The organism is Leisingera sp. M658, from assembly GCF_025144145.1.
Taxonomy (GTDB): domain Bacteria; phylum Pseudomonadota; class Alphaproteobacteria; order Rhodobacterales; family Rhodobacteraceae; genus Leisingera.
Map to the genome: position 1 here is coordinate 1,043,282 of NZ_CP083546.1, position 25,539 is coordinate 1,068,820.

Annotated in this window: 20 protein-coding genes, 4 pseudogenes and 1 riboswitch; of the genes and pseudogenes, 9 read left to right on the forward strand and 15 right to left on the reverse strand. The window is 62.5% G+C overall.

Annotated elements, in window-relative coordinates; genetic code table 11:
* Positions 1-56 precede the first annotated feature (56 nt).
* A pseudogene (locus K3724_RS05265) lies at positions 57-1,165 on the reverse strand (IS110 family transposase).
* A 221-nt stretch (positions 1,166-1,386) separates the two neighbouring features.
* On the opposite strand from K3724_RS05265, the gene K3724_RS05270 reads away from it, so the two are divergent.
* The 4 genes from K3724_RS05270 to K3724_RS05285 all read left to right on the forward strand — a co-directional run bounded on the left by K3724_RS05270 (position 1,387) and on the right by K3724_RS05285 (position 5,601).
* Positions 1,387-3,159, forward strand: a complete 1,773-nt coding sequence (locus K3724_RS05270) for an acyl-CoA dehydrogenase (RefSeq protein ID WP_259990728.1) — start codon at positions 1,387-1,389, stop codon at positions 3,157-3,159.
* Between the two features lie 56 nt (positions 3,160-3,215).
* Positions 3,216-4,022, forward strand: coding sequence for a methylthioacryloyl-CoA hydratase (gene dmdD, locus K3724_RS05275; RefSeq protein WP_129370120.1), 807 nt, complete (start codon positions 3,216-3,218; stop codon positions 4,020-4,022).
* 156 nt (positions 4,023-4,178) lie between these two features.
* Positions 4,179-4,496 (forward strand): helix-turn-helix transcriptional regulator, encoded by a 318-nt coding sequence (locus K3724_RS05280; protein WP_259990730.1) that lies wholly within the window; start codon positions 4,179-4,181, stop codon positions 4,494-4,496.
* Positions 4,497-4,551: 55 nt separating this feature from the next.
* Entirely contained in the window at positions 4,552-5,601 is a 1,050-nt protein-coding gene (locus K3724_RS05285) for a permease (protein WP_259990732.1), read from the forward strand.
* Between the two features lie 106 nt (positions 5,602-5,707).
* Here the strand turns inward: K3724_RS05285 and K3724_RS05290 are convergent, their stop codons facing one another.
* From K3724_RS05290 to K3724_RS23955, 8 genes and pseudogenes are all read right to left on the reverse strand, one after another.
* Positions 5,708-8,155 (reverse strand): FAD-dependent oxidoreductase, encoded by a 2,448-nt coding sequence (locus K3724_RS05290; protein ID WP_259990734.1) that lies wholly within the window; start codon positions 8,153-8,155, stop codon positions 5,708-5,710.
* A gap of 8 nt (positions 8,156-8,163) precedes the next feature.
* Complete coding sequence (locus tag K3724_RS05295) at positions 8,164-9,045, reverse strand: phosphotransferase (protein ID WP_259992564.1); 882 nt, start codon at positions 9,043-9,045, stop codon at positions 8,164-8,166.
* A gap of 2 nt (positions 9,046-9,047) precedes the next feature.
* Entirely contained in the window at positions 9,048-9,305 is a 258-nt protein-coding gene (locus tag K3724_RS05300) for a hypothetical protein (protein ID WP_259992565.1), read from the reverse strand.
* A gap of 85 nt (positions 9,306-9,390) precedes the next feature.
* Positions 9,391-9,582, reverse strand: a pseudogene (locus tag K3724_RS23825) (hypothetical protein); the annotation flags it as partial.
* A gap of 239 nt (positions 9,583-9,821) precedes the next feature.
* Complete coding sequence (locus K3724_RS05310; protein ID WP_259990736.1) at positions 9,822-10,583, reverse strand: proline/glycine betaine ABC transporter permease; 762 nt, start codon at positions 10,581-10,583, stop codon at positions 9,822-9,824.
* A gap of 262 nt (positions 10,584-10,845) precedes the next feature.
* Positions 10,846-11,046: a hypothetical protein gene (locus K3724_RS05315; protein WP_259990738.1), complete on the reverse strand. Its 201-nt coding sequence runs from the start codon at positions 11,044-11,046 to the stop codon at positions 10,846-10,848.
* Positions 11,043-12,064 (reverse strand): annotated as a pseudogene (locus K3724_RS05320) (glycine betaine/L-proline ABC transporter ATP-binding protein). Before K3724_RS05320 ends, K3724_RS05315 begins: the two are co-directional and overlap by 4 nt.
* A 105-nt stretch (positions 12,065-12,169) precedes the next feature.
* Positions 12,170-13,140, reverse strand: a pseudogene (locus K3724_RS23955) (ABC transporter substrate-binding protein).
* 185 nt (positions 13,141-13,325) lie between these two features.
* On the opposite strand from K3724_RS23955, the gene K3724_RS05335 reads away from it, so the two are divergent.
* The 4 genes from K3724_RS05335 (at position 13,326) to K3724_RS05350 (ending at position 17,363) form a co-directional block, all read left to right on the forward strand.
* Positions 13,326-14,105, forward strand: a complete 780-nt coding sequence (locus K3724_RS05335; RefSeq protein WP_259990743.1) for a DeoR/GlpR family DNA-binding transcription regulator — start codon at positions 13,326-13,328, stop codon at positions 14,103-14,105.
* 109 nt (positions 14,106-14,214) lie between these two features.
* Positions 14,215-14,407: riboswitch (cobalamin riboswitch) on the forward strand.
* Positions 14,408-14,548: 141 nt separating this feature from the next.
* The gene (locus K3724_RS05340; protein WP_259990745.1) at positions 14,549-15,559 is read left to right on the forward strand and encodes an ABC transporter substrate-binding protein; all 1,011 of its coding nucleotides are present in this window, start codon (positions 14,549-14,551) and stop codon (positions 15,557-15,559) included.
* Positions 15,556-16,605, forward strand: coding sequence for an iron ABC transporter permease (locus K3724_RS05345; protein WP_259990747.1), 1,050 nt, complete (start codon positions 15,556-15,558; stop codon positions 16,603-16,605). Before K3724_RS05340 ends, K3724_RS05345 begins: the two co-directional genes overlap by 4 nt.
* Positions 16,602-17,363 (forward strand): ABC transporter ATP-binding protein, encoded by a 762-nt coding sequence (locus K3724_RS05350; protein WP_259990748.1) that lies wholly within the window; start codon positions 16,602-16,604, stop codon positions 17,361-17,363. Before K3724_RS05345 ends, K3724_RS05350 begins: the two co-directional genes overlap by 4 nt.
* A 138-nt stretch (positions 17,364-17,501) precedes the next feature.
* Here K3724_RS05350 and K3724_RS05355 read toward each other — a convergent pair whose 3' ends face one another.
* The 5 genes from K3724_RS05355 to K3724_RS05375 all read right to left on the reverse strand — a co-directional run bounded on the left by K3724_RS05355 (position 17,502) and on the right by K3724_RS05375 (position 23,461).
* Complete coding sequence (locus K3724_RS05355) at positions 17,502-18,998, reverse strand: class I adenylate-forming enzyme family protein (protein WP_259990750.1); 1,497 nt, start codon at positions 18,996-18,998, stop codon at positions 17,502-17,504.
* Positions 18,995-20,416: an acylating sulfoacetaldehyde dehydrogenase gene (gene sauS / locus K3724_RS05360; protein WP_259990752.1), complete on the reverse strand. Its 1,422-nt coding sequence runs from the start codon at positions 20,414-20,416 to the stop codon at positions 18,995-18,997. The genes K3724_RS05355 and sauS overlap by 4 nt, the downstream gene beginning before the upstream one ends.
* Before the next feature lie 68 nt (positions 20,417-20,484).
* The gene (locus K3724_RS05365; protein ID WP_259990754.1) at positions 20,485-21,444 is read right to left on the reverse strand and encodes a tripartite tricarboxylate transporter substrate binding protein; all 960 of its coding nucleotides are present in this window, start codon (positions 21,442-21,444) and stop codon (positions 20,485-20,487) included.
* Between the two features lie 53 nt (positions 21,445-21,497).
* Complete coding sequence (locus K3724_RS05370) at positions 21,498-21,953, reverse strand: tripartite tricarboxylate transporter TctB family protein (protein ID WP_259990756.1); 456 nt, start codon at positions 21,951-21,953, stop codon at positions 21,498-21,500.
* Positions 21,950-23,461 carry a tripartite tricarboxylate transporter permease gene (locus tag K3724_RS05375; RefSeq protein ID WP_259990758.1) on the reverse strand — a complete coding sequence of 504 codons (1,512 nt, stop codon included), beginning with the start codon at positions 23,459-23,461 and terminating at the stop codon, positions 21,950-21,952. The genes K3724_RS05370 and K3724_RS05375 overlap by 4 nt, the downstream gene beginning before the upstream one ends.
* A 113-nt stretch (positions 23,462-23,574) precedes the next feature.
* On the opposite strand from K3724_RS05375, the gene K3724_RS05380 reads away from it, so the two are divergent.
* Entirely contained in the window at positions 23,575-24,597 is a 1,023-nt protein-coding gene (locus K3724_RS05380; protein ID WP_259990760.1) for a LacI family DNA-binding transcriptional regulator, read from the forward strand.
* A gap of 9 nt (positions 24,598-24,606) precedes the next feature.
* Here the strand turns inward: K3724_RS05380 and K3724_RS05385 are convergent, their stop codons facing one another.
* Positions 24,607-25,494: a LysR family transcriptional regulator gene (locus K3724_RS05385; RefSeq protein ID WP_259990762.1), complete on the reverse strand. Its 888-nt coding sequence runs from the start codon at positions 25,492-25,494 to the stop codon at positions 24,607-24,609.
* Positions 25,495-25,539: the final 45 nt, after the last annotated feature.

Sequence of the window (25,539 nt, forward strand, 5' to 3'; positions counted from 1 at the left end):
CGCCAAACTGCTCTTTGCCCTCTTACGCTCCGGCGCCCTCGCGACCTACCGCTGGCTCATGCCACCGCGGCCGGAGATTGGTAGACGCCGCCTCGGGCCATCCGCTGCCCGGCAGGGCATTGCGCAGCAATGTCCCGAGAGGGGGCTCAGACGACCCGCGCCATCTTGTTCGCCAGCGCCACCCTCACCAGCACCGGTGGCTTGCGTGACAGCATTCCAGCCAGCCAGGTGCCCGGCCGGGCCGCAGCATGGACGTGACGTTTGATGATGACGCTGTTGGCGTCAATGATCAGCAACCGCCTGAGAGACCGCTCGCCTATCCACTGCCCGGCAGGGCATTGCGGCACGCAATGTCCCGGGAGGGTCGTAGTGGCCCCAAGCCGCTGCTTGCCGCCTGTCGAATGCTGGCGGGGCGTGAGGCCGAGCCATGCCGCAAAATCGCGGGTCTTGCGGAACGTCTCGGGCGGCGGCGCAAGGGTCGCGATGGCCGTAGCGATCAGCGGGCCGATGCCCGGCACCGTCATCAGGCGGCGCGCCACGTCGTTTTCCTTGGCCCGGCGGGCGATCTCGGCATCGAGCTTGACAATCTCTGCCTCCAACTGGGGCAGGGCCGCGATCAGCACCTTGAGTGTGGGGATGGCATCGGCTGGCAAGCCGCTTTCCGGGGCTTCGACGATTGCAATCAGCTTCGACGCGTTGGCCGCCCCCTGTGGCGCGACCTGTCCGAACTCGCTCAAATTCCCTTACAGTGCATTGATGGCCTGGGTCCGCTGCCGGATCAGAAGCCCACGCACGCGGAACACCATCGCCGCACCCTACGTCTCTTCGCCTTTCACAGGCACAAAGCGCATCGTCGGACGCAGCGCGGTCTCGCAGATCGCCTCGGCATCGGCTGCATCATTTTCTGGCGTTTGACAAAGGGCTTCACGTAGGCGGGTGGGATGAGCCCTACATCATGACCCAGCTTGCCGATCTTACGACCCCAGAAATGAGCACCGCCACAGGCTTCCATGACGACAACACAGGGCTGCAACCCGCTGAAGAAAGCCAGCACCTGATCCCTCCGCAGCTTCTTGCGCAGAACAGGCTGCCCCGCTCTATCTGCCCCGAGGGCCTGAAACACATTCTTCGCCAGATCGAGCCCGACCGTGATAATCTCTGACATGACCGCTCTCCCTTGTGGATCGTTGCAGACCCACCTTGGCACAGTGATGCCGTCGGGGGGCGGTCACATCATCAACGCCCCTAAAGGGGTCCGAACCGGCCTTTTCATTGATTGCCAGTGCCAGTTGTCACTTTTGGAAAGGGTTTTGTCCCATATGGACGTGGAAGCGCTGTCAAACAACACGTAGGTGGCGTGAAGGAACCCAAATTCGGAGCAACAAAATGACCTATCAGGCGCCGGTTCGCGATATCATGTTCAATATCGAGCATTTGTCTGACTGGCCCGGGGTTGCATCTCTGGCGGCTTATGCCGGGATCGAAACCGGGGATGTCCAGGCTGCGCTGGAAGGGTTCGGGCGCTTTTGCTCGGACGTGGTTGCTCCGCTTTCTGGCTCCGGAGACGACACCGGTGCGCGGTTCGACGGTGAAAATGTCGTGATGCCCGAGCCATACCTGCAGGCTTATGCGCAATACGCCGGGATGGGCTGGCAAAGCCTGCCGCACCCGGAGGAGTTTGGCGGGATGGGGCTGCCGCGGGCCGCAGGGGCCGCTGCGACGGAGATATTGAACGCAGCGGATTTGAGTTTCGGGCTGTGTCCGCTTTTAACCGACGGGGCGGTTGAGGCGCTGTTGCTTACCGGCTCCGGCGCGCAAAAAAAGCGATACCTCGAGCCGATGATTTCCGGCCGATGGTCCGGCACCATGAACCTGACAGAACCCCAGGCGGGCAGTGATCTGGGGCGCGTGCGGTGCAAGGCGGAACCGGGTGCGGATGGTGCGTATTCGATCAGCGGAACAAAGATCTTCATCACCTATGGCGCGCACAGCCTGACCGAAAACATCGTTCATCTTGTTTTGGCGAGAACCCCTGATGCCCCGGTCGGCCCAAAGGGGCTGAGTCTGTTCATTGTGCCGAAATTCCTGGTCCAAGAAGACGGATCGCTTGGCCGGCGCAATACCGTCCAATGTGTCAGTATTGAGCATAAATTGGGCGTCAGGGCGAGCCCGACCGCGGTTCTGGAATTTGACGGCGCCACCGGTTTTCTGGTGGGAGAGGAAAACCGGGGCCTTGAATATATGTTCGTGATGATGCGGGCTGCCCGGTTTTCTGTGGGCGTGCAGGGGGTTGCCGTATCGGAACGCGCGTATCAGCACGCCTTGCGCTATGCGCAGGAGCGGGTGCAGAGCCGCCCGGTTGACGGCAGCTCCAAGGAGGCTGTGCCGATCCTTCAGCATCCGGATGTGCGGCGGTTGCTGCTGCGGATGCGGGCCTTGGTCGAAGGCGGGCGGGCTTTGGCGATGGCCACTGCAGGATGGCTGGACCTGGCGCAGCACGCCGAGGCCGAACAGGCCCGCGAGGCGTCGGAGATGGCCGAATTTCTGGTGCCGCTGGTCAAGGGGTACTGCACGGAACGGTCTGTGGAAGTCACCTCTATGGGCCTGCAGGTTCATGGCGGCATGGGGTTCATCGAAGAAACCGGGGTTGCGCAATTTTATCGGGATGCCAGGATCCTGCCGATCTACGAGGGCACGACGGCGATCCAGGCCAATGATCTGCTGGGCCGCAAAGTGCTGCGGGACGGTGGCAAGACCGCCCGCCGCTTTGCCGGCATGATCCTGTCGATTGAGGCGGACTTGCGCAAGGGCAGCGCGAAGGCGCAGCTGGTTGCAGACCGGCTGGGGCAGGCGCGCCGCGCGTTTGAGACCAGCCTTGCCTGGCTTCTGGAGACCGCGCCCAACGACCCCAATGCGGCCTATGCCGGCGGTGTTCCCTTTCTGATGCTGGCAGGCAATCTTGCCTCGGGCTGGCAGCTGGGCAGGTCAGTCCTGGCTGCTGAATCCAAGCTGGAACAGGGCGAAGACACAGCCTTCATGACACAGAAAATCGCCACCGCAGTGTTTTACGCACAGCATATTCTTGTGGAATGCGGAACCGAAAGCGCCCGGATCATCGACGGCAGCAAAAGCCTGTTCGATGCCGGTTTCGAAATCTGAACAATGGAAATTCCCGGCCTGGACAGGGGCCGGACAGTAAGGAAAAGGCCAGAACAATGTCGCAAGCTGCCAGTTCGCAAACCTATGAAAAGCTCGCCATCGAACAGCGGGACAATGGTGTCTTTATTGTCTCGCTCAACCGGCCGTCCAAGCGAAATGCGCTGGATGCTGCCACGATTGAGGAACTCATCTGCTTTTTCAGCGGTGCGCATCGCAATGGCGTAAAGGCGGTGGTGCTGGCAGGCGCGGGCGACCATTTCTGTGCTGGCCTGGATCTGGTGGAGCACTGGAAGGAAGACCGCAGCCCGGATGACTTCATGCATGTCTGCCTGCGCTGGCACGAGGCCTTCAACAAGATGGAATACGGCGGGGTGCCGATCATTGCCGCCCTTCAGGGGGCGGTTGTCGGCGGCGGGCTGGAACTGGCCAGCGCGGCCCATGTCCGGGTGATGGATCAGACCACTTATTTTGCGCTTCCTGAAGGTCAGCGCGGCATTTTTACCGGCGGCGGCGCCACCATCCGGGTGTCCGACATGATTGGCAAATACCGGATGATTGACATGATCCTGACGGGCCGGGTGTATCAGGGGCAGGAAGCGGTCGATCTGGGACTGGCGCAATACATCACCGAAGGGTCCAGTTTCGACAAGGCGGTCGAGCTTGCCGATAAGGTCGCGCAAAACCTGCCGCTGACCAACTATGCCATCTGTTCGGCGATCAGCCATTTGAACAATATGTCGGGCATGGATGCGGCTTATGCCGAAGCCGTCGTGGCCGGCGTTGTGAATACGCAGCCGGCGGCGCGTGAACGGCTGGAGGCCTTTGCCAACAAAACCGCAGCCCGCGTGCGGCCCAACAGCTAGGCCGGGCAAATCAGCCGTCAGGCCGTGGTTTTGCATGGCCTGATGCCACCGCAGGGTGGCGGGCAGGGGAGACGGACCCTGTATGCGGTGCAGATTGCTTATGCTTTGTGATAGTCCACATCTTGACATAACCGGTTTTGTGGTTATTTTGACGTCATGACAATATCAAGCCACAACGCCCGCGCCCTTGCTGCCCTTGGCCACGATGCCCGTCTGGCCATTTTCCGCCTGCTGGTCAAAGCAGGCGAGGACGGGCTGCGGGTCGGCGAGATTGCCGAACATCTGGGTTTGGCGCCCTCCACGCTGGCGCATCATCTGTCGGCACTGGTGGATGCCAGGCTGGTTGTGCAGGATAAGCGCGGGCGTGAAGTGTTCAACCGGGTTGATTACCCCGTCATGCTGGGCGTGGTGAATTTCCTGACATCCGAATGCTGCACGGGCGTGACCCTGTCAGCCAAGGAGGAGGTCGCATGAGGTGAACAATTCTTTTCTGCGATCTGAAACAACTATAAAACCGGTGATATAAAAAATGGCAAACGCAACGAACATTCCCCCAAGACCAGGCGCATCCGTCTGGCGGTTCTTCCAACAGCAGCGGGTCTGGTTCGCCTCCGCCGCAATCCTGCTGCTGCTGGCCATTTTTGATCCGGCGCAATCTGCAGGCAGTGCTGTCTTTGCCGGGGCCGCGCTGGCGCATACGGCACCTTATCTGCTGTTCTCCATTGCCATCGCGGCCTGGGCTGGCGCTACTGGCGCGGACAATCTGGTTGCCAAGGCTTTTACCGGTAAACCGCTTCTGATGATTGCGCTCGGCGCTCTGGCGGGCGGGTTGTCGCCGTTCTGCTCCTGCGGGGTGATCCCGCTTATTGCGGCACTTCTGTCGATGGGGGTACCGTTGTCCGCCGTCATGGCGTTCTGGCTGGCGTCGCCGATCATGGATCCCTCGATGTTCTTTCTGACCGCCGGAGTTTTGGGTGTTGAATTCGCGGTGGCCAAAACCGCAGCCGCAGTGGGTCTTGGCATTTTTGGCGGCTTGGTTGTCCATTTGCTGAACCAGAGCGGCGCCTTGAAGGATGCGTTGCGTGACGGTGTCGGAAACGGCGGCTGCGGCGGAGCAAAGCTGCGCGCGCCCAAGCCGGTGGTCTGGGCATTCTGGACCGAGGCTGAGCGCCGGGCAAAATTTGCCGCAACCGCCTGGACCACAACGCTGTTCCTGGCCAAATGGCTGCTGCTGGCCTTTATTCTGGAAAGCCTGATGCTGGCTTGGATCCCGGCGGAAACAGTGACCTCCGCCCTGGGCGGTGAAGGGCTGCTGCCGATCATTACAGCAACGCTGATTGGTGTCCCGGCCTATCTGAACGGTTATGCGGCGCTGCCGCTGGTCGGCGGGCTGATCGAGCAGGGTATGGCACCAGGGGCAGGCCTTGCCTTTCTGGTGGCCGGTGGCGTGACCTCGATCCCCGCAGCGATGGCCGTGTGGGCGCTGGCACGTCCGCAAGTCTTTGCGCTGTACCTTGGCCTATCGCTCAGCGGAGCTTTTTCCGCGGGGCTGCTGTTCCAGCTCTGGCACGCAGTCTGATCTTGCCAGCCGGGGGATGTGCCAGTGTCCTGGGGCGTCCCGGCGAAACCAGCGCGGACGGGCGGGGCAGTAACCCAGTGGTTTCGCCCCGCCCAGGCGTGCCGCCTCAGGCCTTCACCCGGCTCATCGACGGGTCGTAGAGCGGGCTGAGCTGCACCTTGCAGGGCACTCTCTCAGTTGCGACTTCCAGCTCGTAGTCCCCGCTCAGCACATATTCTGCATCAACGCCATCTGAGTTGCGGATATAGCCGTAACCAATGGATTGCCCCACCGTGTAGCCATAGCCGCCCGAGCTGAGCCAGCCGACCCGCTGGCCATTCCGGTAGATGGTTTCGCGGCCTAACAGCACCACACCGGGATCAGCGGTAAAGCAGGCGAGCATCTTCTTCACACCCTTGGCTTTTTGCGTTTCGGCGGCGGCACGGCCCTTGAAGGGCATGTCCTGCTTCAGCTTCACTGCCCAGCCCAGCCCGGCTTCAAACGGGGTGTGGTCCGGCCCGATATCAGCTCCCCATGCGCGGTAGCCTTTTTCCAGGCGCAGGGACTCAATAGCGCGGTAGCCGGCGTTGATCAGCCCCTGCGGAAGCCCGGCTTCCATCAGCGCATTGTAGACGGTCTGGGCGTATTCCACCGGCAGGTGCAGCTCCCAGCCCAGCTCACCCACATAGGTGACGCGCAGCGCCTGCACCGGGCAGCCAGCGATGCCGATGGTGCGGATGGTGCCGAACTTGAAACCGTCGTTTGATACATCGTCGCGGGTGACAGCGGCAAGGATGTCGCGCGCTTTCGGCCCCATCAGCGACAGCACCGCGTTCGATGAGGTGATGTCGAACAGCTGACAGTTCATGCCATCGGGGATGTTGCGGTGGATCCAGTCGAAATCATGGGTGGCATAGCCGGTGCCGGTGACAATGTAGAATTCGTCATGCGCCACCCGGCCCACGGTCAGATCGCATTCGATACCGCCTTTGTTGTTCAGCATCTGGGTGTAGATCAGCGCGCCCACCGGCTTGTCCACGTTATTGGCGCAGATCCAGTTCATCGCGACCAGCGCATCCGGGCCTTTCAGCGCGAATTTGGCGAATGAGGTCTGGTCGAACAGCACCGCGGCTTCGCGCGCGGCCTTATGTTCGCGGCCCACCGCCTCGAACCAGTTCTGGCGGCCAAAGCTGTAGACGTCCTTTGGCGTTTCTCCTTTGGCGGTATCGACGAACCAGTTGGGGCGCTCCCAGCCGAGCTTCTCGCCGAAACAGGCGCCCTGGCTCTTCAGAGTGTCATAAAGCGGCGACTTGCGGCAGGGGCGGCCGGAGTCGTGTTCCTCATGCGGCCAGGCCATGGTGTAGTGCTTGCCGTAAGCCTCGACTGTTCGGGTGCGGACCCAGTCGGTGTCGAAATGCGGGCGGCCAAAGCGGCGGATATCGGCGGACCACAGGTCGAACGGCGGCTCGCCGTTCTTCACCCATTCCGCCAGCGCCATACCTGCACCGCCGCCCGCGGCGATGCCGAAGGCGTTGAAACCCGCGCCGACAAAGAAGTTCTGCAGCTCAGGCGCCTCGCCGATGATGAAGTTACCGTCCGGAGTAAAGCTTTCCGGCCCGTTGGTCAGCGTCTTGATACCGGCATGTTCCAGCGCCGGGACCCGGCCAAGCGCCTGTTCCATTAGTTGCTCGAAATGGTCGAAGTTGCTGTCCAGCAGCGTGTAGTGGAAGCCCTGGGGGATGCCGTCCTGGGCCCAGGGGATCGGGTTCGGCTCGTAGCCGCCCATCACCAGCCCGCCGACTTCTTCCTTGTAATAAGTCAGCCGGTCGGGGTCGCGCAGGGTGGGCAGGTTGGACGGCACGCCCTCGAACGGCTCGGTCACCATATACTGGTGCTCCATCGGCACCAACGGCACGTTGACACCAAACCGCTTGGCAAAAGTGCGGGTCCATTGACCGGCGCAGCAGATCACCTTTTCACACTCAATCCGGCCATGTTCGGTGATCACGGCGCGGATTTTGCCGTCCTTGATCTCGATATCGGTGACCTTGGTGTCCTCAAATATCTTCGCCCCGGCCATCCGTGCGCCCTTGGCCAGCGCCTGGGTGATGTCGGACGGGTTGGCCTGGCCGTCGGTGGGCATGAAGGCGGCGCCGATCACGTCGGAGATATCCATCAGCGGCCACAAGTCCAGCGCCTCCTTGGGGGTCAGCAGCTCCATCTCCAGACCAAAGGAATGCGCGGTGGTGGCCTGACGCTTCACTTCGGTCCAACGTTCCTCGTTGCAGGCCAACCGCAACCCGCCGTTCATTTTCCAGCCTGTGCCCAGGCCGGTTTCTTCCTCAATCTTGTTATAAAGGTCGACCGAATAGCCCAAGAGCTGGGTGATATTGGCGTTTGAGCGCAGCTGCCCGACCAGCCCGGCGGCGTGGAAGGTGGTGCCCGAGGTCAGCTTTTTCCGCTCCAGCAGAACGGTATCCGTCCAGCCCAGTTTGGCCAGGTGATAGGCTGTTGAGCAGCCGATAATGCCGCCGCCGATGATGACTGCCTTGGCAGTTGAGGGGAGTTCGGTCATGTCAGTCCTCAGGTGTTTTGAAAGTCGTCAAGTGCGGCGCGGAAGCGCGCGAGGTTTCCGGCGGTGTAAGCCGCATAGTCAAAGTCGATTTCTGAAGTGATTTCCGAGACCATGCTCCACATGGTCTCCCGCAGCAGCGAGGCGCATTTCATGGCGCTGTAGCGGTGCAGCAGCGTGTCCGTCACCGGTGCTTCGAAATAGGTTTCCAGCAGCCAGAGTTCCTGCTGCTGCGACAGCCCGTTGTTAGAGGCGAGCCCGCCCAGGTCGAACAGCGGCGAATTGAAACCGGCATAGTCATAGTCGATCAGCCAAAGCCGCTGTCCGTCGTCCAGAAAATTGCCGCAGAGCAGGTCGTTATGGCCAAAGACGATGTCGAAGGGGCCGGCGGCCTGTTCCAGGCCGTTGCCGATGCCAGCCAGTTCTGTCGCCAGCGGCGCATACGGGCTGTTCTGGTCCTGCAGCGTCGCGGCATAATCGCGGATCACATGAAAGACCCAGAAGACCAGTGCCGGGCCGCGCAAATGCCGAGGCACATCGCGGTGGCAGGATTTCACCAGCTCCAGCACCCGCGGCAGCATGGCCGGGCCGCGCACGTCCGCTTCAGTCAGGGTGCGGCTTTCGATGAACTCCAGCACCGTCAGGCCGTCTTGGGTGTGCACCACCGCGGGCGACAGGCCGGCGGCATGGGCTGCACGGCTGGCCGCCAGCTCATTAAAGCGCATCACCTGATGCAGCGGGATGTCATCGCCCGCGCGCACCACGTATTTGCCGGCACTGTCCTGGACCAGGCAATTCACATTGGTGATACCGCCGTCGAGCGGTTTGACGTCTATTTCACCTTGCCAGATCGGCAGGGCGCGGATGCGGTTCAGCAGATCGGATTGGCTCATGCTCAGCTCTCCAGTCCAAAGCGGATGCGGGCGCCGCGGGCACCGGCATTGACCAGCCGGTCGGCGATGATGGCGATAAAGGCGATGGCAAGACCTGCCACCAGGCCGCGGCCGGTGTCGGCCTTGGTCAGCGCAATGTAAACTTCCTGGCCCAGGTCGCGGGTGCCGACCAGCGCGGTGATCACCAGCATCGACAGCGCCAGCATGATGGTCTGATTGATGCCCAGCAGGATCTCCGGCAGCGCCAACGGCAGGCGCACCAGGCGCAGAAGCTGCCATTTGGTGGCAGCCCGAGACCTGCCCTGCCTCGATCAGCTCGCCGCTGACGCTGCGCATGCCGTGGGCCGCATAGCGAACTGCCGGTGCCAGCGCATAGAGCACAATGGCGATCAGCGCGGTAAAATCGCCGACCCGGAACAGCATCACCACCGGGATCAGGTAAACAAAGCTGGGCAGTGTCTGCAGCGTGTCGATCAGCAGGTTGATGGGCGATGCCCGCGCGCCGGTTGAGCGCCGCCAGAACCCCCAGCGGCACACCGATCAGCGTGGCCAGGATAACCGAGGCACCGCAAAGATAGACCGTCACCATTGCCTTGGTCCACAGGCCGCTGACCACGATCAGCAGCGACAGCCCGCCGCACAGCAGCGCGAGCCCGAAGCCGCCCGCGCGCCAGCCGAGCAGCGTCAGCATGGCGATGGCCCAGGGCCAGGGAAGGCCCAGCAGGATCTTCTTGATCGGCAGCATGAACCAGTGGAGGAAGAAGACTTTCACGGCCTCAAACATGTCGAAGTAATTCACATTCAGGTATTTGACGGTATCGTTCCAGAAATCGCCGGTGGTGATGGTCTGGCTGGCCGGATAGTCCAGCAGCAGCGCGAGAAGCGGCCAAGAACCCAGGTGACGGCCAGCAGGGACAGCACCAGCACCGTGCGCTTGTGCCGGGCGGCGAAGGTTCCGGGCGGCGTGTGGTGAACCTGGCCCATCCGCTCTGCAATGCCTGGCTCAGCCGGTCCACGGCGACGGCCAGCACCACAATGGCAATGCCTGCCTCAAAACCGGCGCCGATATCCAGACGGCGCAGCGCGGCCAGCACGTCGAAGCCTAGCCCTCCCGCGCCGATCATCGAGGCGATGATCACCATGTTCAGCGACAGCATAATGACCTGATTGACGCCCACCATCAGGCTTTGGCTGGCCGAGGGCACCAGCACCCGCCACATCAGCTGGCGTTGTGTCGTGCCTGCCATCCGCCCGAAGTCGAGGATCTCCGGGTCCACCGCCTTCAGCGCCATAATGGTGATGCGGATCATCGGCGGGGTGGCATAGATTATGGTGGCAACCAGCGCCGAAACGGGGCCAAAGCCGAACATGAACAGGATCGGCACCAGATAGGCGAAGATCGGAATGGTCTGCATCAGGTCCAGAACAGGCGACAGGATGCGCTCGCCCAGCGGATGGCGGTAAGCCCAAATGCCTGCCAGCAGCCCGCCGACCGCACCGATCGGCACCGCGATGACCACCGAGGCCAGCGTCCACATGGCACTGTCCCACTGCCCGAAAACGGCAAAGGTAGGCAAAACAGGCCCCGACCAGCGCCGCCAGCCCCCAGCTGCGGCAGTAATGCCCCAGCGCAACAGCTGCAGCGGTGACGGCAATCCAGCTGATGGCAGGCAGCAGGATCTGCTGGTCCGGGCCGGAAACCCAATAGAAACCCATGCGCCAGCAGGCTCAGCATCAGCTCATAGGGTTGCTCAATCAGCCAGGCGAGAGCGCGGGTGGCATCGGTGAAAGACACCGGGCCTATGGTCCGCATCTTCGACCAGCCAGGTCATGCCTGCGGAGATATGGGTTTTGAACGGGATCACCCATCCGGAGGGGCCATTTGATCAGCCAGCGCGCATCCAGCGCCTTTGCCAGGTCGCGGCCGAACCAGCCCAGCAGGATGGTGGCCAGCACCAGCCCCCAGGCGGTGGCGGCCTGTGCCGGCAGGCGCGGCTTCATGCTGCGTCTCCCGTTCCAAACAGCACCCGGGCAACAGCCTGGCGGCCGATACTGCCGACGATCCGGCCGCTGCCGTCACTGACGGGGCGCGGCGCGTCCGCTGCGATAATCTGCTCGGCCACCTCCGATACCCGCGCTGATTGCAGCACCGGGTCGCCTTCGCCGCCGGTGTCGGGGGTCATGATGCCGCCACCGTCAGCACTTTGGAGCGCGGGATGTGGCGGGTGAATTCAGCGACATAATCCGTGGCCGGGTTCAGCACCAGTTCCTCGGGCGTGGCAATCTGGATGATTTCGCCGTCCTTCATGATGGCGATACGGTCGGCCAGGCGCACCGCTTCCTCAAAGTCGTGGGTGATAAACACGATGGTTTTGTGCAAGCGGGCCTGCAGGCGCAGGAACTCGTCCTGCATCTCGCGGCGGATCAGCGGGTCCAGCGCCGAGAACGGCTCGTCCAGAAACCACAGATCCGGTTCCGTCACCAGCGAGCGGGCGATGCCGACGCGCTGCTGCTGGCCGCCGGACAGCTCGCGCGGGTAATAATCCTCGCGGCCCTTGAGGCCGACCAGTTCCACCACCTCGCGGGCCTTGGCCTCCGCCTCGGCTTTGGGGGCGGCCTGAACTGTCAGCGGGAACTTCACGTTTTGCAAAACGGTCAGATGCGGCAGCAGGGCAAAGTGCTGGAACACCATGCCCATCTTGTGGCGGCGGATTTCGATCATTTCACGCGCGCTGGCGGTCAGCAGATCCACGCCGTCAAACAGCACCTGGCCACCGGTGGGTTCGATCAGCCGCGACAGGCAGCGCACCAGGGTCGATTTGCCGGACCCGGACAGCCCCATGATGATAAAAATCTCGCCTTCGGCAATGTCGATACGGGCATCGCGCACAGCACCGATAATACCCGCGTTGCGGATCTCCGCGCCGCTGGGGGACGGGTTGCCGTTCAAAAACGCCGTGGTATTGGCGCCATATAGCTTCCAGATATTGCGGCAGGAGAGTTTGGTCTTGGGGGTCATCAATGCGGTTCCTGAACCGGTCCGCGGAATGCGGCCGGGTTGATTGACGGGGCAGGGGAAAAGGCCGGGGCTGCCTGAGAGCGTGCAGCAGCCCCGGGAGTGAGATCAGTTGCTGATCCAGCCGGACCAGCGGTCCTTGTTTGCGGCCATCCAATCCGACACCACTGTATCGATATCAACGCCGTCCAGATCAGCCTTGCCGACCATGGCGCTCATCTCTTCGTTGGTAATCTGGTAGGACTGCACGATCTCATAGGCGCCCGGCCATTTTTCCGGCAGCCCTGCCCAAGCGGCTTTCCAGATCGGGCCGCGCGGCTTGCCGCAATCATAGGCCAGATCCGGGTTCACCCCCGCCGCAGGATCGGCGTAGCATTCCGCGGAATAGGGCGGGAACTCCACGAATTCACCGTCGTATTTGGCTGGCGCCCAGTGCGGCACATATACCCACAGGACAATCGGGTCCTGGCGCTGATAGGCGGATTCCAGTTCGGCAAACAGTGCGGCGTCGGTGCCTGCGTGAACCACTTCAAATTCCAGCTCCAGCGCCTCGACGCGTTCCTCGTCAAAACCGCCCCAGGTGACCGGGCCGCCGACATAGCGCCCGTAGGGCGAGGTTTCCGCAGTTGCGAATTCCTCGGCGCAGTCCTTCAGCGCCTGCCAGTCGGGCAGGCCGGGGCAGCGGTCTTTCATATAGGGGGGTACCACCATTCCTCGATCGCCATCAGTCCGGTTTCGCCGGCATTGACAACTTTGCCCGAAGCGGTTGCGTCGTCCAGCGCCTCGCGCCCGGTGGTCTCCCAGATTTCCATCGCCAGATGCAGATCGCCGGTCTTCAGCCCGGCAAACTGCGCGATATAGTCTGCCTGGACATATTCGATGTTATACCCTGCCTCCTGCAGGATGCTGCCCATGATCTTGGTGTTGATCAACTGGCCGGACCAGTCGTGCAAGGTCAGTTTAATGGGGTCGGAGGACTCGGCGGCCCAGGCGGATGAAGCGGAAACGGCGGCTGTCAGCGCCACGGCTCCCAAAGCGTTGAAGTTTCTCAGCATAAGGAATTCCCTGATATGTGGCATTTTGTGCGATTCTTGGCGTCGGCTGTTATGATGGTGCGGCGATTGTGCCGATCAGTCAATAAAAAACCACAATAAGCCACAATCACCTCGAGGAAAGTGCGTTTTGAGGCGAACAGGCGCGGTATCCGAGGCCTCATGTGTTGTTTTTTGTGGCTTTCTGGCGTAGCAACACAACAGGAGGCCCAATGACCAAAAGCCGCAAAACCACCAATCAGCGCGAAGAGGAAATCCTGCGGGCGCTGCAGCAGGCAGGCGGGTCCTGCCGGGTCAGCTATCTGGCCGGCAGGCTGGGTGTGTCCAATGAAACCATCCGGCGCAATATCCGCACGCTGGAGGATGCCCAAGCGGTCCGCAAGGTGCACGGCGGGGTGCATCTGGTTGAAGATGTGAACGAGCTGCCGCTGCAAAACCGGATGGACACACACGCCTCAGAAAAGCAGCGTCTGGCCATCGAGGTTGCCAAGACCATCAGCGACGGGGATTCGGTCTTTTTGGATGTCGGCTCCACCACCGCTTATGTGGCGCAGGAGCTGCGGCAGCGGTCGAACCTCTTTGTGGTGACCAATTCCGTGCTGGTGGCACATGCGCTGGCATCGCGCAACAACAACCGGGTGTTTCTGGCGGGCGGCGAGCTGCGCCCGCATGACGGCGGTGCTTTCGGGGCCGAAGCGCTGGATCTGGTGCGGCGGCTGAACGTGCAGTTTGCCATCTTTTCGGCCGGGGCGATCAATGCCGAACTGGGCTTTATGCTGCATGATCTCGAAGAGGCAAACCTGGCCCGTGTCGCGGCGGCCAATGCGCAGGTCCGGATTGTTGTGGCCGATCATGACAAGTTCAACAAGCGCGCACCGGTGTCGGTCGGCAAGGATACAAAATTCGAGGTCTTCTATACGGACGCGCAGCCGCCGCAGGCCATCAAGGACATGCTCAAGGCGATGGATACCGATCTGATCGTGGTTGAATAACCGGGCAGGGCCGTCATCCGGACAAGACGCAGCCCAGTTGCTCTGGCTGCGCCCGGTTTGCAGAATTCCCTCTGCATCAAAACTTTTTCTTGCCGCAACGAAAGGGATGCGCTACCCGCGCTTTACCGGTCCCGAAAGGGCTAAGAGGGAATCCGCGGTGCCTGCCGGCGCCAAACGGAACTGCCCCCGCAACTGTAGGCGGCGAGAGCTGTGCCATGACGTCACTGGACCAAACGGTCCGGGAAGACGGCACAGTCATTGACCCGCCAGTCAGGAGACCTGCCGGTGAAAACCGAAAGACACCGGGCGGGGTTGTCCGGGGAGGTTGCCGGTAAGATGCGCCGCCGTTTTCCGGTGCCGCAAGCGGGGGCCAGACCCTCAGCCTTACCGGTCAATGCCCTTTCACCCGTTCTCCGGTCATTGACACATGGAGATCGAATATCATGTTTTTGCGTTCCGGCCTGATCGGCCTTTCCTTCATCGCTGCCGCACAGGCTGCGGCGGCCGGCGAAACCTTTCCGCTGACCATAGAAAACTGCGGCCAGTCGGTCACCTTCGAGGCGCCGGCAGCGTCTTCGGTAACGGTTGGCCAGGCGGCGACCGAAGTGCTTTATGCGCTGGGGCTGGGCGATAAGGTGCTGGGCACCTCGGTCTGGTTCAACGACGTGCTGCCCGAATACGCAGACATGAATGCCAAGATCGACCGTCTGGCCGACAACGACCCAAGCTTTGAAAGCGTCGTGGCAAAACGCCCCGGTCTGGTGGCAGCGCAATACGAATGGCACGTCGGCCCCGAAGGCGTCGTAGCCAAGCGCGAGCAGTTTCATGACCTCGGCATTCCGACCTATGTGATGCCCGCCGATTGCGTCGGCAAGGACAACACCACCGGCGGTGACGGCACCCGCACGCAGATGTTCACCACCGGCAGCCTGTATCAGGGGATCGAAGAACTGGCGGCGATCTTTGGCGAGGCTGAAAAGGGCGCCGAACTGGTTGCCGATTACAAGGCGCGCGAGGCTGCGGCGGTTGCCAAGGCGCAGCAGGTCGCGCTGGAAGATGCCTCTGCCGTGTTCTGGTTCTCGTCGCCCGAGATGGAAAGCGACCCGTTTGTGGCCGGCCAGAAGGGCGCGCCAGGCTACATGATGCAGCAGCTGGGCCTGCGTAATGTCGTTGAGACCGACGAGGAATGGCCGACAGTCGGCTGGGAGACCATCGCCAAGGCCAATCCGACGGTGATTGTGATTGCCCGCATGGACCGCCGCCGCTTTGCCGCGGATGACTATGAAAAGAAGCTGGACTTCCTGCGCAATGATCCGGTGGCGAGCCAGATGGATGCAGTCAAGAACAACCGTATCGTTGTGATGGACGCCCAGGCGATGGATGCCACCATCCGTGCCATTCCGGCGCTGGAGGATCTGGCTGCTGAACTCAGCGTGATCGGCACCAGCCAGTGAGTGCAGCCGCTGCAATCACATGGCAGGGCGTCAAGGGCGCGTGCCTGGCCTTGCCGGTGCTGATTGCGGCGGTTCTGGCAGGCGCAATGATCGGGGAAACCGCGCTTGCGCCTGACCTTGTGCTGTCGGTTCTGGCCAATAAGCTGGCCGGGGCAGGGCTGCCGGTTGATCCGATAGATCAAGGCATTATCTGGAGTTACCGGCTGCCGCGTGCGCTTGTGGCGGGGGCCTGCGGGGCGGCGCTGGCGGTGGCGGGCGTGGTGCTGCAGGCCCTGCTGCGCAATGCGCTGGCAGACCCCTATATCCTGGGCATTTCCGCCGGCGCCTCGACCGGGGCGGTTGCGGTGACCATTGCAGGGCTTGGCGGCGGTGCGCTGTCGTTGTCCTTTGGGGCTTTTAACGGCGCGCTGCTGGCCTTTGGCTTTGTTGCCGTTCTGGCCCGGGCCGCCGGGGCCGGCGGCAGCCGCGCTGCGGCAGCGCAAATCGTGCTGGCCGGTATTGCAGGCTCGCAGCTGTTCAACGCGCTGACGGCCTTCATCATCGCCAAATCCGCCAACGCCGATCAGGCCCGCGGCATCATGTTCTGGCTGATGGGCAATATGGGCGGGGTGCGCTGGCCGGACGTGTGGCTGGCAGTGCCGCTGGCGCTGGCGGGCTGGGTCGTCTGCCGGTTCCATGCGCGGGCGCTGGATGCCTTTACCTTTGGCACCGATTCAGCAGCCTCGCTGGGCATTCCGGTGCGGCGGGTGCAAGTTATCCTGATCTTTGCCACCGCGCTGACCACAGCGGTGATGGTGTCGATTGTCGGCTCGATCGGCTTTGTCGGCCTGGTGATCCCGCATGCGGCGCGGTTCCTGGTTGGTCCCGGGCATCGCAGGCTGATGCCGGCCGCGGCGCTGACCGGGGCGGTGTTCCTGATTGGCGCAGACATCGTGTCCCGGATCATAATCCCTGGCCAGGTGCTGCCCATCGGCGTTGTTACAGCCCTGATCGGCGCGCCGTCCTTTGCGGTGATCCTGGTGCGCGGAAGAAGGGCTGCGCGATGAAGATCGAAGCCCGCAGCCTGTCTTACTCCATCCGCGGCAAGCTGCTGTTGTCTGATGTCTCATTGACGGTGCAGCCGGGTGAGACCCTGGCGCTGGTCGGTCCGAACGGGTCCGGGAAATCCACGCTGATGCGGCTGCTGGCGGGGTTGGCACGCCCATCGCATGGCGAGGTTCTGCTGGCGGAAAAACCCTTGGCGCAGCTGACGCGCAGAGAGGTCGCCCAGCGGACCGCGATTGTCGAACAGCAGGCCGATACTGCCGAGCGCATCACCGCACGGTCGGTGGTGGAACTGGGGCGGACGCCCTGGCTGTCAGCGTTGAGACCTTGGAGCGGCGAAGACAGCCTGCATGTTGAAAACGCGCTGAAGACAGTGGAAATGGAGGGTTTTTCCAGCCGCGAATGGGCCACATTGTCCGGCGGCGAGCGGCAGCGGCTGCACATCGCCCGCGCCCTTGCGCAGCGGCCCGGGCTGCTGCTGCTGGACGAGCCGACAAACCACTTGGATATTCATCACCAGCTGTCGATCCTGAACTGCATCCGGAACCTGAAGGTGACCACCGTCGTGGCACTGCACGATCTGAATCAGGCGCTGATGTGCGACCGGGTGGCGGTGCTGTCGGGCGGACGCCTGGTGGCGCTGGGCACCCCGCAGAGAGCATTGAACCCGGAAACGGTATCGGAAATTTTCGGGATCAAGGCCCGCTGGATCCGTGACGCGGACGGGGCAGAACCGTTTTTGTCCTTTCATCTGGCGTGAGCGGCTGCGATGCCGTACTCCCGCCCGTTGCCGGATCTCCTGACGGAGACCCCGCGCCCGTTGGGCCCGGCGCCGCGCTGCCGCGCGGCAGAAACGCTGACCTTTTTATAACCTTGCGGGCGAGGGGTGTTGGGGAGTTCAGCTGTTGGTGATTTCCCCAAGGATTTTGTTGCGCTGGATCTTTCCTGACGGCCCTTTGGGCAGGTCCGGCAGGATGTGGATCTCGTCCGGCGACTTGAACCGGCCCAGTACGGACTGGCAGATTTCGATCAGCTCCAGCGGTGTCAGGCTGGAACCGTCGCGGATTTTGACCGCGGCCTCGACCGTTTCACCGTAGCTTTTGCAGGGGCGGGCAAAAGCGGCGGCCTCGATCACGTCGGGGTGCGAATAAAGCGCCTCGTCAATCTCGCGCGGTGCGATGTTTTCGCCGCCTTTGATGATCAGCTCTTTCAAGCGTCCAGTCACGAAGACATAGCCGTCTCCGTCAATGCGCCCCAGATCACCGGTCCGCAGCCAGCCGTCCGCGGTGAAGGTGCCCGCAGTGGCCTCCGGGTTGTTCAGGTATTCCAGCATCACGTTGGGACCGCGCACGGCCAGTTCGCCCTCGGTGCCATCGGTAACCGGCTGCTGGTTTGCATCCAGGATGGCGATGCCGTTGCCATAGCCGACACCGGGGGAGCCGATCTTGCGGGTGCCGGGAGGCAGGGGATTGGACAGGATCTGCGCGGCGGTTTCCGTCAGGCCCATGGTCTCGATGATGGGGATGCCGAACCGGTCCTCAAACGCGCGCTGCACGTCCGGAGCCAGCGCTGAGGACGCGGAGCGGCCAAAGCGCAGGCGTGTCCTGGTGCTGTCGACGGGATCAAGCTCTGAGTGCAGCAGATGCGATATGATGGTCGGCACCACCGAAAACCACGTGGCCTTGGACCAGCCCGCATGCGCCCAGAAGCGGCTGGCCGAGAAACGCTCGCACATGGCCAGCGAGCCGCCGGAAATCAGCGTGCCCATCACCGTCACGCACAAGCCGTTGATGTGGTAGACTGGCAGCACGCACAGACCGCGGTCCTGCGGTGTCAGCTCATGCGCGATGGCCGTGGTCCAGCCGCCGGCCAGCAGGCTGGCGTGGCTGTGCACCACCCCCTTGGGCTGCCCGGTGGTGCCGGAGGTATACATCAGCAAAGCGTGGTCACCGGCAGAGAGCGGGTGCAGCTCTGCCGGTGACCCGCCAGTTACTGCCTGCCTGTCTAATGGGGAGAGGATGGACAGGTCGGCAGTCTGCGCGAACAGGTCTGTCTGGCTGTCATGCACAAAGGCAAAGCGGGCGCCGCTGTGCTGCAGGGCGTAGGCGACGGCGCTGTTGCCCGCGACCAGGTTGATCATGGTGGCGCGGAAGCCGCCGTAGAGCACCCCGAACAGGCATTCGAGGGCCTCGCGCCCGTTTGGATGCAGGATGGCGATGCTCTCGCCCTTGGCGATGCCCATCGCGGTCAGCGAACGGGCGATGGCCTCAGCCGTGCTGTGCAGTTCTTGCCAGCTGAGATCCGGCGCGCCATCGGGGAAGACAAAACCGGTGCCGCCGTCCTTGGCGCGTTTGTCCAGCCAGTCGCGGATGGTTCCTTTGGGCGGTTCCATCATTGGCCCGCCTCCGCCCAATAGCTGGCAAAGATGTCGTCCAATGCCGGTTCGCGAGGTGCGATTTCGCGCACGATCTTGGTGGTTTGCACGAAATGCAGCCAATGGAGGTTGGTGTCGATCGAATTGCCGCCCCAGCTGCCGCATCCCATCGACAGCGAAAACGGCATGCCATTGGTGAAGGCACCGCCGGTGGCAAAGGTGTGCGCCTGATTGACGATCACCCGGCAGGCGGGCATCTCGCGGCCCAACTCAATGGCGCGGGTGTCCTGGCTTGTGTGGATGCCGATGGAATGGCCGCCGCCCTGGTGGTCCAGAATCCGGGCGGCGATGGCTTTGGCATCCGCGAAATCGGCGGCGCGGTAGACCGCCAGAATGCGGCTCAGCTTTTCGCCGGACAGCGGGTGATCCGGGCCGATGCCTTTGGTTTCCACCGCCAGGAATTTGGTGCCTTCCGGGACCTGGCCGGCCATGTCCAGTGCCGCCAGCATCTTGTCCGCGTCCTGTGCAATGACTTCGCGGTTCAGGTGGCCGTCGGGCCAAAGTTTGGCGATGATGCCGTCTGAGTCAGTCTCGGAGATCAGCGCGCCGCCTTCCTGGGCCAATGCGGTGATAAACCGGTCATAAATGGCGTCCACCACCACAACCGAATTCTCCGACGAGCAGGAGGTGGCGTTATCGAACGTCTTGGAGGCGGTGATCTTTGCTGCCGCGCTAGCCAGATCGGCGGTCTCGTCCACGATCACCGACACATTGCCGGCCCCCACGGCCACGGCAGGGGTGCCGCAGGACTGTGCGCGGTGGACGTTGTTCTGGCTGCCGGTGCAGATCACCCGGTCCGCGGTCTCCATCAGCGCCTGGGTCTTGGCCTTGGAGCCGGGTGCAGGGATCATCTGCACCAGATCCGGGTCCAGCCCGAGCTTGGCGAATTCGGCGTGGATATAGGAGAGCAGCAATTCGCAGGAAGCGACACCCTTGGGCGAGGGCGCCACAACAATGGCATTGCCGCCCTTCAGCGCGTTGATGATGTTGTTGGCGGGTGTGGCCGCTGGGTTGGTCGAGGGAACCACGGCGCCGATCACCCCGATGGGGCGCATGATCTCGGTGATGCCGGTCGCGGGATCATCGCTGACGATGCCCTGGGTCTGAACGCCTGCAATGTCGCGCAGCAGTCCCAGCGTCTTGCGGTGGTTCTTGGTGATCTTGTCAGGCACGTTGCCCAGGCCGGTGGATTCAACGGCAAGCTTGGCCAGGGACCGGTTGCGGGCGGGTTCCATGATGGCCCAGCCTGCCGCCAAGGCTGCCTTGTCATACAGCGCCTGGCTGCCGCGGGCCTCGAATGCCTTTTGTGCGGTGCGTGCGCGCGCCACGATCTGTTCCACCTCGGCGATGCCAGAGGCGAGTGCGTCCTGAGCGGTCATGTCTTTCCTCGATTGATTGTCCGGGGCAGGGGCGCTGCCCCGGAGGGTTTCGGCCAGGGGGCGCGGGATCAGAGCCCGGCCAGAAGTTCCTTAAGCGTCTGTTCGCGGGCGACCCACATCGCCTTGACCTCGTCACGGGTCATGATGTGCATGGGCGAGCCGCCGGCCTGCATCTTTTTGGCCACGCGGGGGTTAGCGAACATCTCGGGCACGGTGGCGGCGAGTTCGTCGATCACCTCTTGCGGGGTGCCTTTAGGCACCATCACACCGCGGAAATTGACCGAGGAATTGTCGACGTCCAGTCCCTGCTCCTGCATGGTGGGCACGTCAGGCAGAAACTCCGAGCGCTGCAGGTCCGCCACGCCAAGGATCCTGACGTTGCCTGCTTCCTGCGCGCGGAAGGCGTCAGACAGGTTGTTTACCCCGCCCATGACTTCACCGGCGATAACGGCCTTCATCGCCGCGGCACCGCCGCCCTTGGTCGGGATATAGGCCATCTTTACGCCAGCGGCCTTTTCAATTTGCAGCGCGGCAATATGGTGGCCCACAAACAGGCCCGCGCCGGAGAAGGTCAGCTTGCCCGGGTTTTCCGTGGCATGGGCAACCACATCCGCCATCGAGGTGAAGGGGCTGTCCGCGGCGACAACAAACACCGCCGGGTCGGCGCCCCAGTTGGCGATAGGTTCAAAGCTGTCGGAGGAATACTGCACGCCGCCCTTGATCGACTGGGCGATGAAGTGGGGCACGTTGTAGGCCGCCAGCGTGTAGCCATCCGGGTCCGCTTGCGTCGCAAACCAGTTCCAGCCGACACGGCCGCCGGCACCCGGCTTGTTGATGATGGCGATGGGCATGCCCAGCGCATCTTCGTTACCCGCGGTCATGGTGACGATGCGGGCCTGGAAGTCAGTGGCACCGCCTGCGCCGTAAGAGACCATCATCATGATCGGGCGTTCGGGGTAATCCTCGGCCAAGGCGGCTCCGCCCAGGCCCATCAGCGCCATGGCAGCGCCTGTAATCAGTTTCTTCATTTTCTTCTCCTCCCTAATGATTTCGCTTATGTTTCCGGGCCGCGTTCAAACGGTCAGAACAGAATTTCACGTGGCGTGTAAACGCTCAGCAGCAGCGCAAAGAGCCCGTACATCACGGCAACAAAACAGGCGGTGATCAGGGCGCGTTTGCCCCAGGTTCTGGCTTCGGAATGGGGCGCCGGATCGTAAATCGACAGCAGAATGAAAAAGGCGATGGCGGTGGCGGTATAGAACCCCAGTGTCTTGGCGGCCCAGAAGACATAGATCAGCATCACCACCAGCCCCGGCACCATTTGTATGAACATGCTGCGGGACACGCCCGAGCCGACTTTGCTGAGGCCCAGGACAGCCTTGCCAAAGGTCCAGCCGGCCAGCACCACAAACACCGAGGCAATCAGGCGCGGGAATAGGAAGGCCTCGGCAGGGGCCTGAGTGTAGCTGATCCAGGCGACCCAGATACTGACCGCAAGGACCAGGCCGGAGCCGAAAATATGCTGAGACCGGTTCATGCCTGCGCCTCCTCTTTGGTGGTGTAGCGGCGGCTACGCAGCTCCATCCAGGCTGAATAGGCGACGGAGGCAACAACCACGGCGATCAGGAAGATGTTCAGCCCGCCGGACAGGAAGTAGCCGGCCCGGCCCACTGTGGCGTCGGCGATCATGCCGCCCTGGATGAAGTTCGACTCCGCGATCGGACCCAGGATCAGCCCCAGCACCAGCGGTGCGGCGGAAAAGCCGAAGCGTTCCAGAAAATACATGCCGATGCCGAGGCAGGCCATCACATAGACGTCGCCCATCGAGCTTTGCACCGAGTAGGCGCCGAAGACTGAGAGCGCCAGCACGATGGCAGCCATCACCGATTGCGGCACCTGGGCAACGCGGGCGGCGAGACCCGCCACATAAAGGCCGAAGAGGCACATCAGAACCTGGCCCACCAGCATCGAATTGATGAAGGTCCAGGCCACATCCGGGTGGTTGTCGAACAGGTCGGAACCCGGGAAGATGCCATGGATCAGCAGCCCGCCAAGCAGCACCGCAGCGGTGGGGCTGCCGGGGATCGACAGCGTCAGAAGCGGCACCAGCGACGGGCCGACCATGGCGTTGTTGGCAGCTTCCGCGGCGATCACGCCCTCGCTGTGGCCCTTGCCGAATTTCTCCCTCTCGGAGGAGAACTTCTTAGTCTGGTCGTAGGCTACCAGTCCGGCGATCTGGCCGCCCACACCGGGGATCAGGCCAATGATCGAACCAGTGATGGTGCCGATGCCCAGGGCCAGGGGACGGCGGAGCAGTTCCTTGGTGGCGTCCAGAACCGAGTGTTTTTGCACTTCGATTACCTCGGCACCTGATGTGCGGCGGCCCTTGGCGAACATGGTCAGCACCTGCGGGATGGCAAACAGGCCGATGAGGGCCGCGATGATGTTGATGCCGCCGCCAAGCGACGGGTGGAAAATGAAGCGCTGGGCGCCCATGATGTCGTCAAAGCCGATGGTTGCCAGCCACAACCCGATGCAGCCTGACAGCAACCCCTTAACCACCGAGGCGGAATCGAGCGAGCCGATGACCGTGACGCCCAGGATCGCCAGCCAGAACAGATGCGAGGGGCCAAAGGCCAGCGCCCATTCGGCCAGCAGCGGGGTCAGGAAGATCAGCAGCAGCACGCCGAAAATACCGCCGACGGCGGAGGCCAGGAAGGACAGCTGCAGCGCCTTGGCGCCCTGGCCCTGCTTGGCCATCTGGTGGCCGTCCAGGGTGGTGGCGATATTGGCCGGCGCGCCGGGGATCTTCAGCAGGATCGCACTGACCGCGCCGCCTGCAACAGTGGAGGTATAGGCTGCCCCCAGAAGGATCAGACCCTGCACGGCCTCCAGATGAAAGGTGAAGGGGATCAGCAGCGCCACTGCCATTGTGGGGGAAAGCCCCGGGGTTGCGCCCAGGATAAGCCCGCCGATCGTGCCGCCCAGAAGCAACAGAAAGGACAGCGGCGAGAAGACGTCTCCGAAGTAAAATATGAAGTCCATTCAGGGCCTCCCAACCCGGCTGATCCCGTTTTCACGTTTCTTGACAATTCAGGTTAGGCCATGAAAATAGTAATGCAAACGTTTTCATTAAATGTATCGCGGGAGGGGGATTTTTGGCTTTAAAACAAAAGGGTAACGTCGATATCGTCGCGGTGGCCAAGGCTGCCAAAGTGTCTCCCTCCACGGTGTCGCGCACCTTTAATCACCCCGATCTGGTCAGCCCGGCGACTCGCAAGAAGATCAACCGCGCTGTGCAAAAGCTTGGTTACATCCGCAACCGCGCGGCGCAGACGATGCACGGTAAGCGTTCATCCACTATCGGCCTGGTTGTGCCAACAATCAACCATGCGATTTTTGCCGAGGTGATCCAGGCGTTTTCGGATGCCATCGGCAAAGAGGGGTTCAGCCTGCTGCTGGCCTCGCACGGGTATGATCTGGAGCGCGAGTACGCGATGGTGCGCAAGTTTCTGGAGCACCGGGTCGACGGGGTGGCGCTGATCGGGCTGGAGCATTCGCAGGCCACCGCCCGGTTGATCGCGCAGCAGGAAACTCCGGCGATGGCGATCTGGAATTATGCCGAAGATGCGGAACTGCCATGTGTCGGGGCCGACAACCGGCAGGCAGGCCGGATGGCAGCGGCGCATCTGCTGGAACTAGGGCATCGGGACATCGGTCTGATCTTTCCTGACACCCAGGGCAATGACCGGGCGCGGCACCGCCTGTCGGCGGTGCTGGAAACCCTTGAAGCTGCGGGCATCACCGTGCCGCAGGACAGAAAATCCGAGGCGCCTTACAGTGTCGCGCAGGCCAAGCAGGCGGCCTTGGATCTGCTTGCCGGCCCGTCCCGTCCGACGGCGTTGTTGTGCGGCAATGACGTGATTGCCCAGGGCGCGCTGTACGGGGCGCAAAAACGCGGGCTGAAGGTGCCTGAGGAGCTGTCGGTGATGGGGATCGGCGATTTCAAAGGCTCGGCTGATATTGAACCCGGCCTGTCAACGGTCCGGATCCCGGCTGAAACCATCGGAACGCTCGCAGGTGCGCAGTTCACCCGTTTTATCACATCCGATGCGCCGGAACCTTTCAGGCTGTGCTGTGAGCTGGAGCGGGTTATCCGGGGAACCACCGGGCCGGCCTAAGCAATTGCTCTAACCGGGCAGGTCGCTGGACAGGTCGCAGGATTGGATGAATGCACTGCATTCCGCGGTAAGCGCGGCAAAGCGGGAGCGGTCGCGCTGATACAGATAAACTTCGCGCCTGTCCGGCAGGTCGGCAATCGGGCGGAACACCGTGGTTTCCGGCATGAAACGGGCCACGGTTTGCGGCAGAACCGTGACCCATTTTCCTGTGCGCACCATGGTGATCAGTGAATGGGTGTTGTGGATCGTCACATCCGCGCCGCTGCTGGCCTCGACAAAGCGCTCATTGCGGATCAGGTCGCACAGCGCATTGCGGACAAATCCCGCGCCGGTGACATCCGCAATGGAGGGCGGGCTGTCTTGCCGAAACAGCGGGTGCCCGGCAGAGCAGACCAGTCCGAAACGGTCCTCGAACAGCGGCACCGCCCTGACCCCGTTCAGGGGGTGATAGCCCGAGGCGATGCCGATATCCGCCTTGCCCTCGGCCAGCGCATCCAGCACCTGCTGGGTGTCGGTATCGCGCAGTTCAACCTTAAGCCCGGGGTAGCGGGCGGTCATATGCTCCAACACCGGCGGGAACACAAGCGCCGCAACTGAAGGCACCGAGACGATACGGATCAGCCCGTGAATGGCCTCTGCTGCCATTTCGATGCTTCGCACGGTCTGGTCGAACTGGCGCACTTGTTTCTGGGCCAGTTCAAACACCTGCTCTCCCAATGATGACAGTTGGTTCTTGCGCTCGCCTTCGAACAGCTTTTTGCCCAGATGGTCCTCCATTTGCTTGAGGGTCATGGAGACAGCTGACTGGGTCCGGCCCAGACGGTTGGCCGCCTCTGACAGGTTGCCGGTCTGCGCCACCGTGCAAAAGGCACGCAGCATTTCGATTTTCAAAGCCATGACTTCAGAAATTCTGTAGTTACGTTCAGTTAATTGAGTTTGACT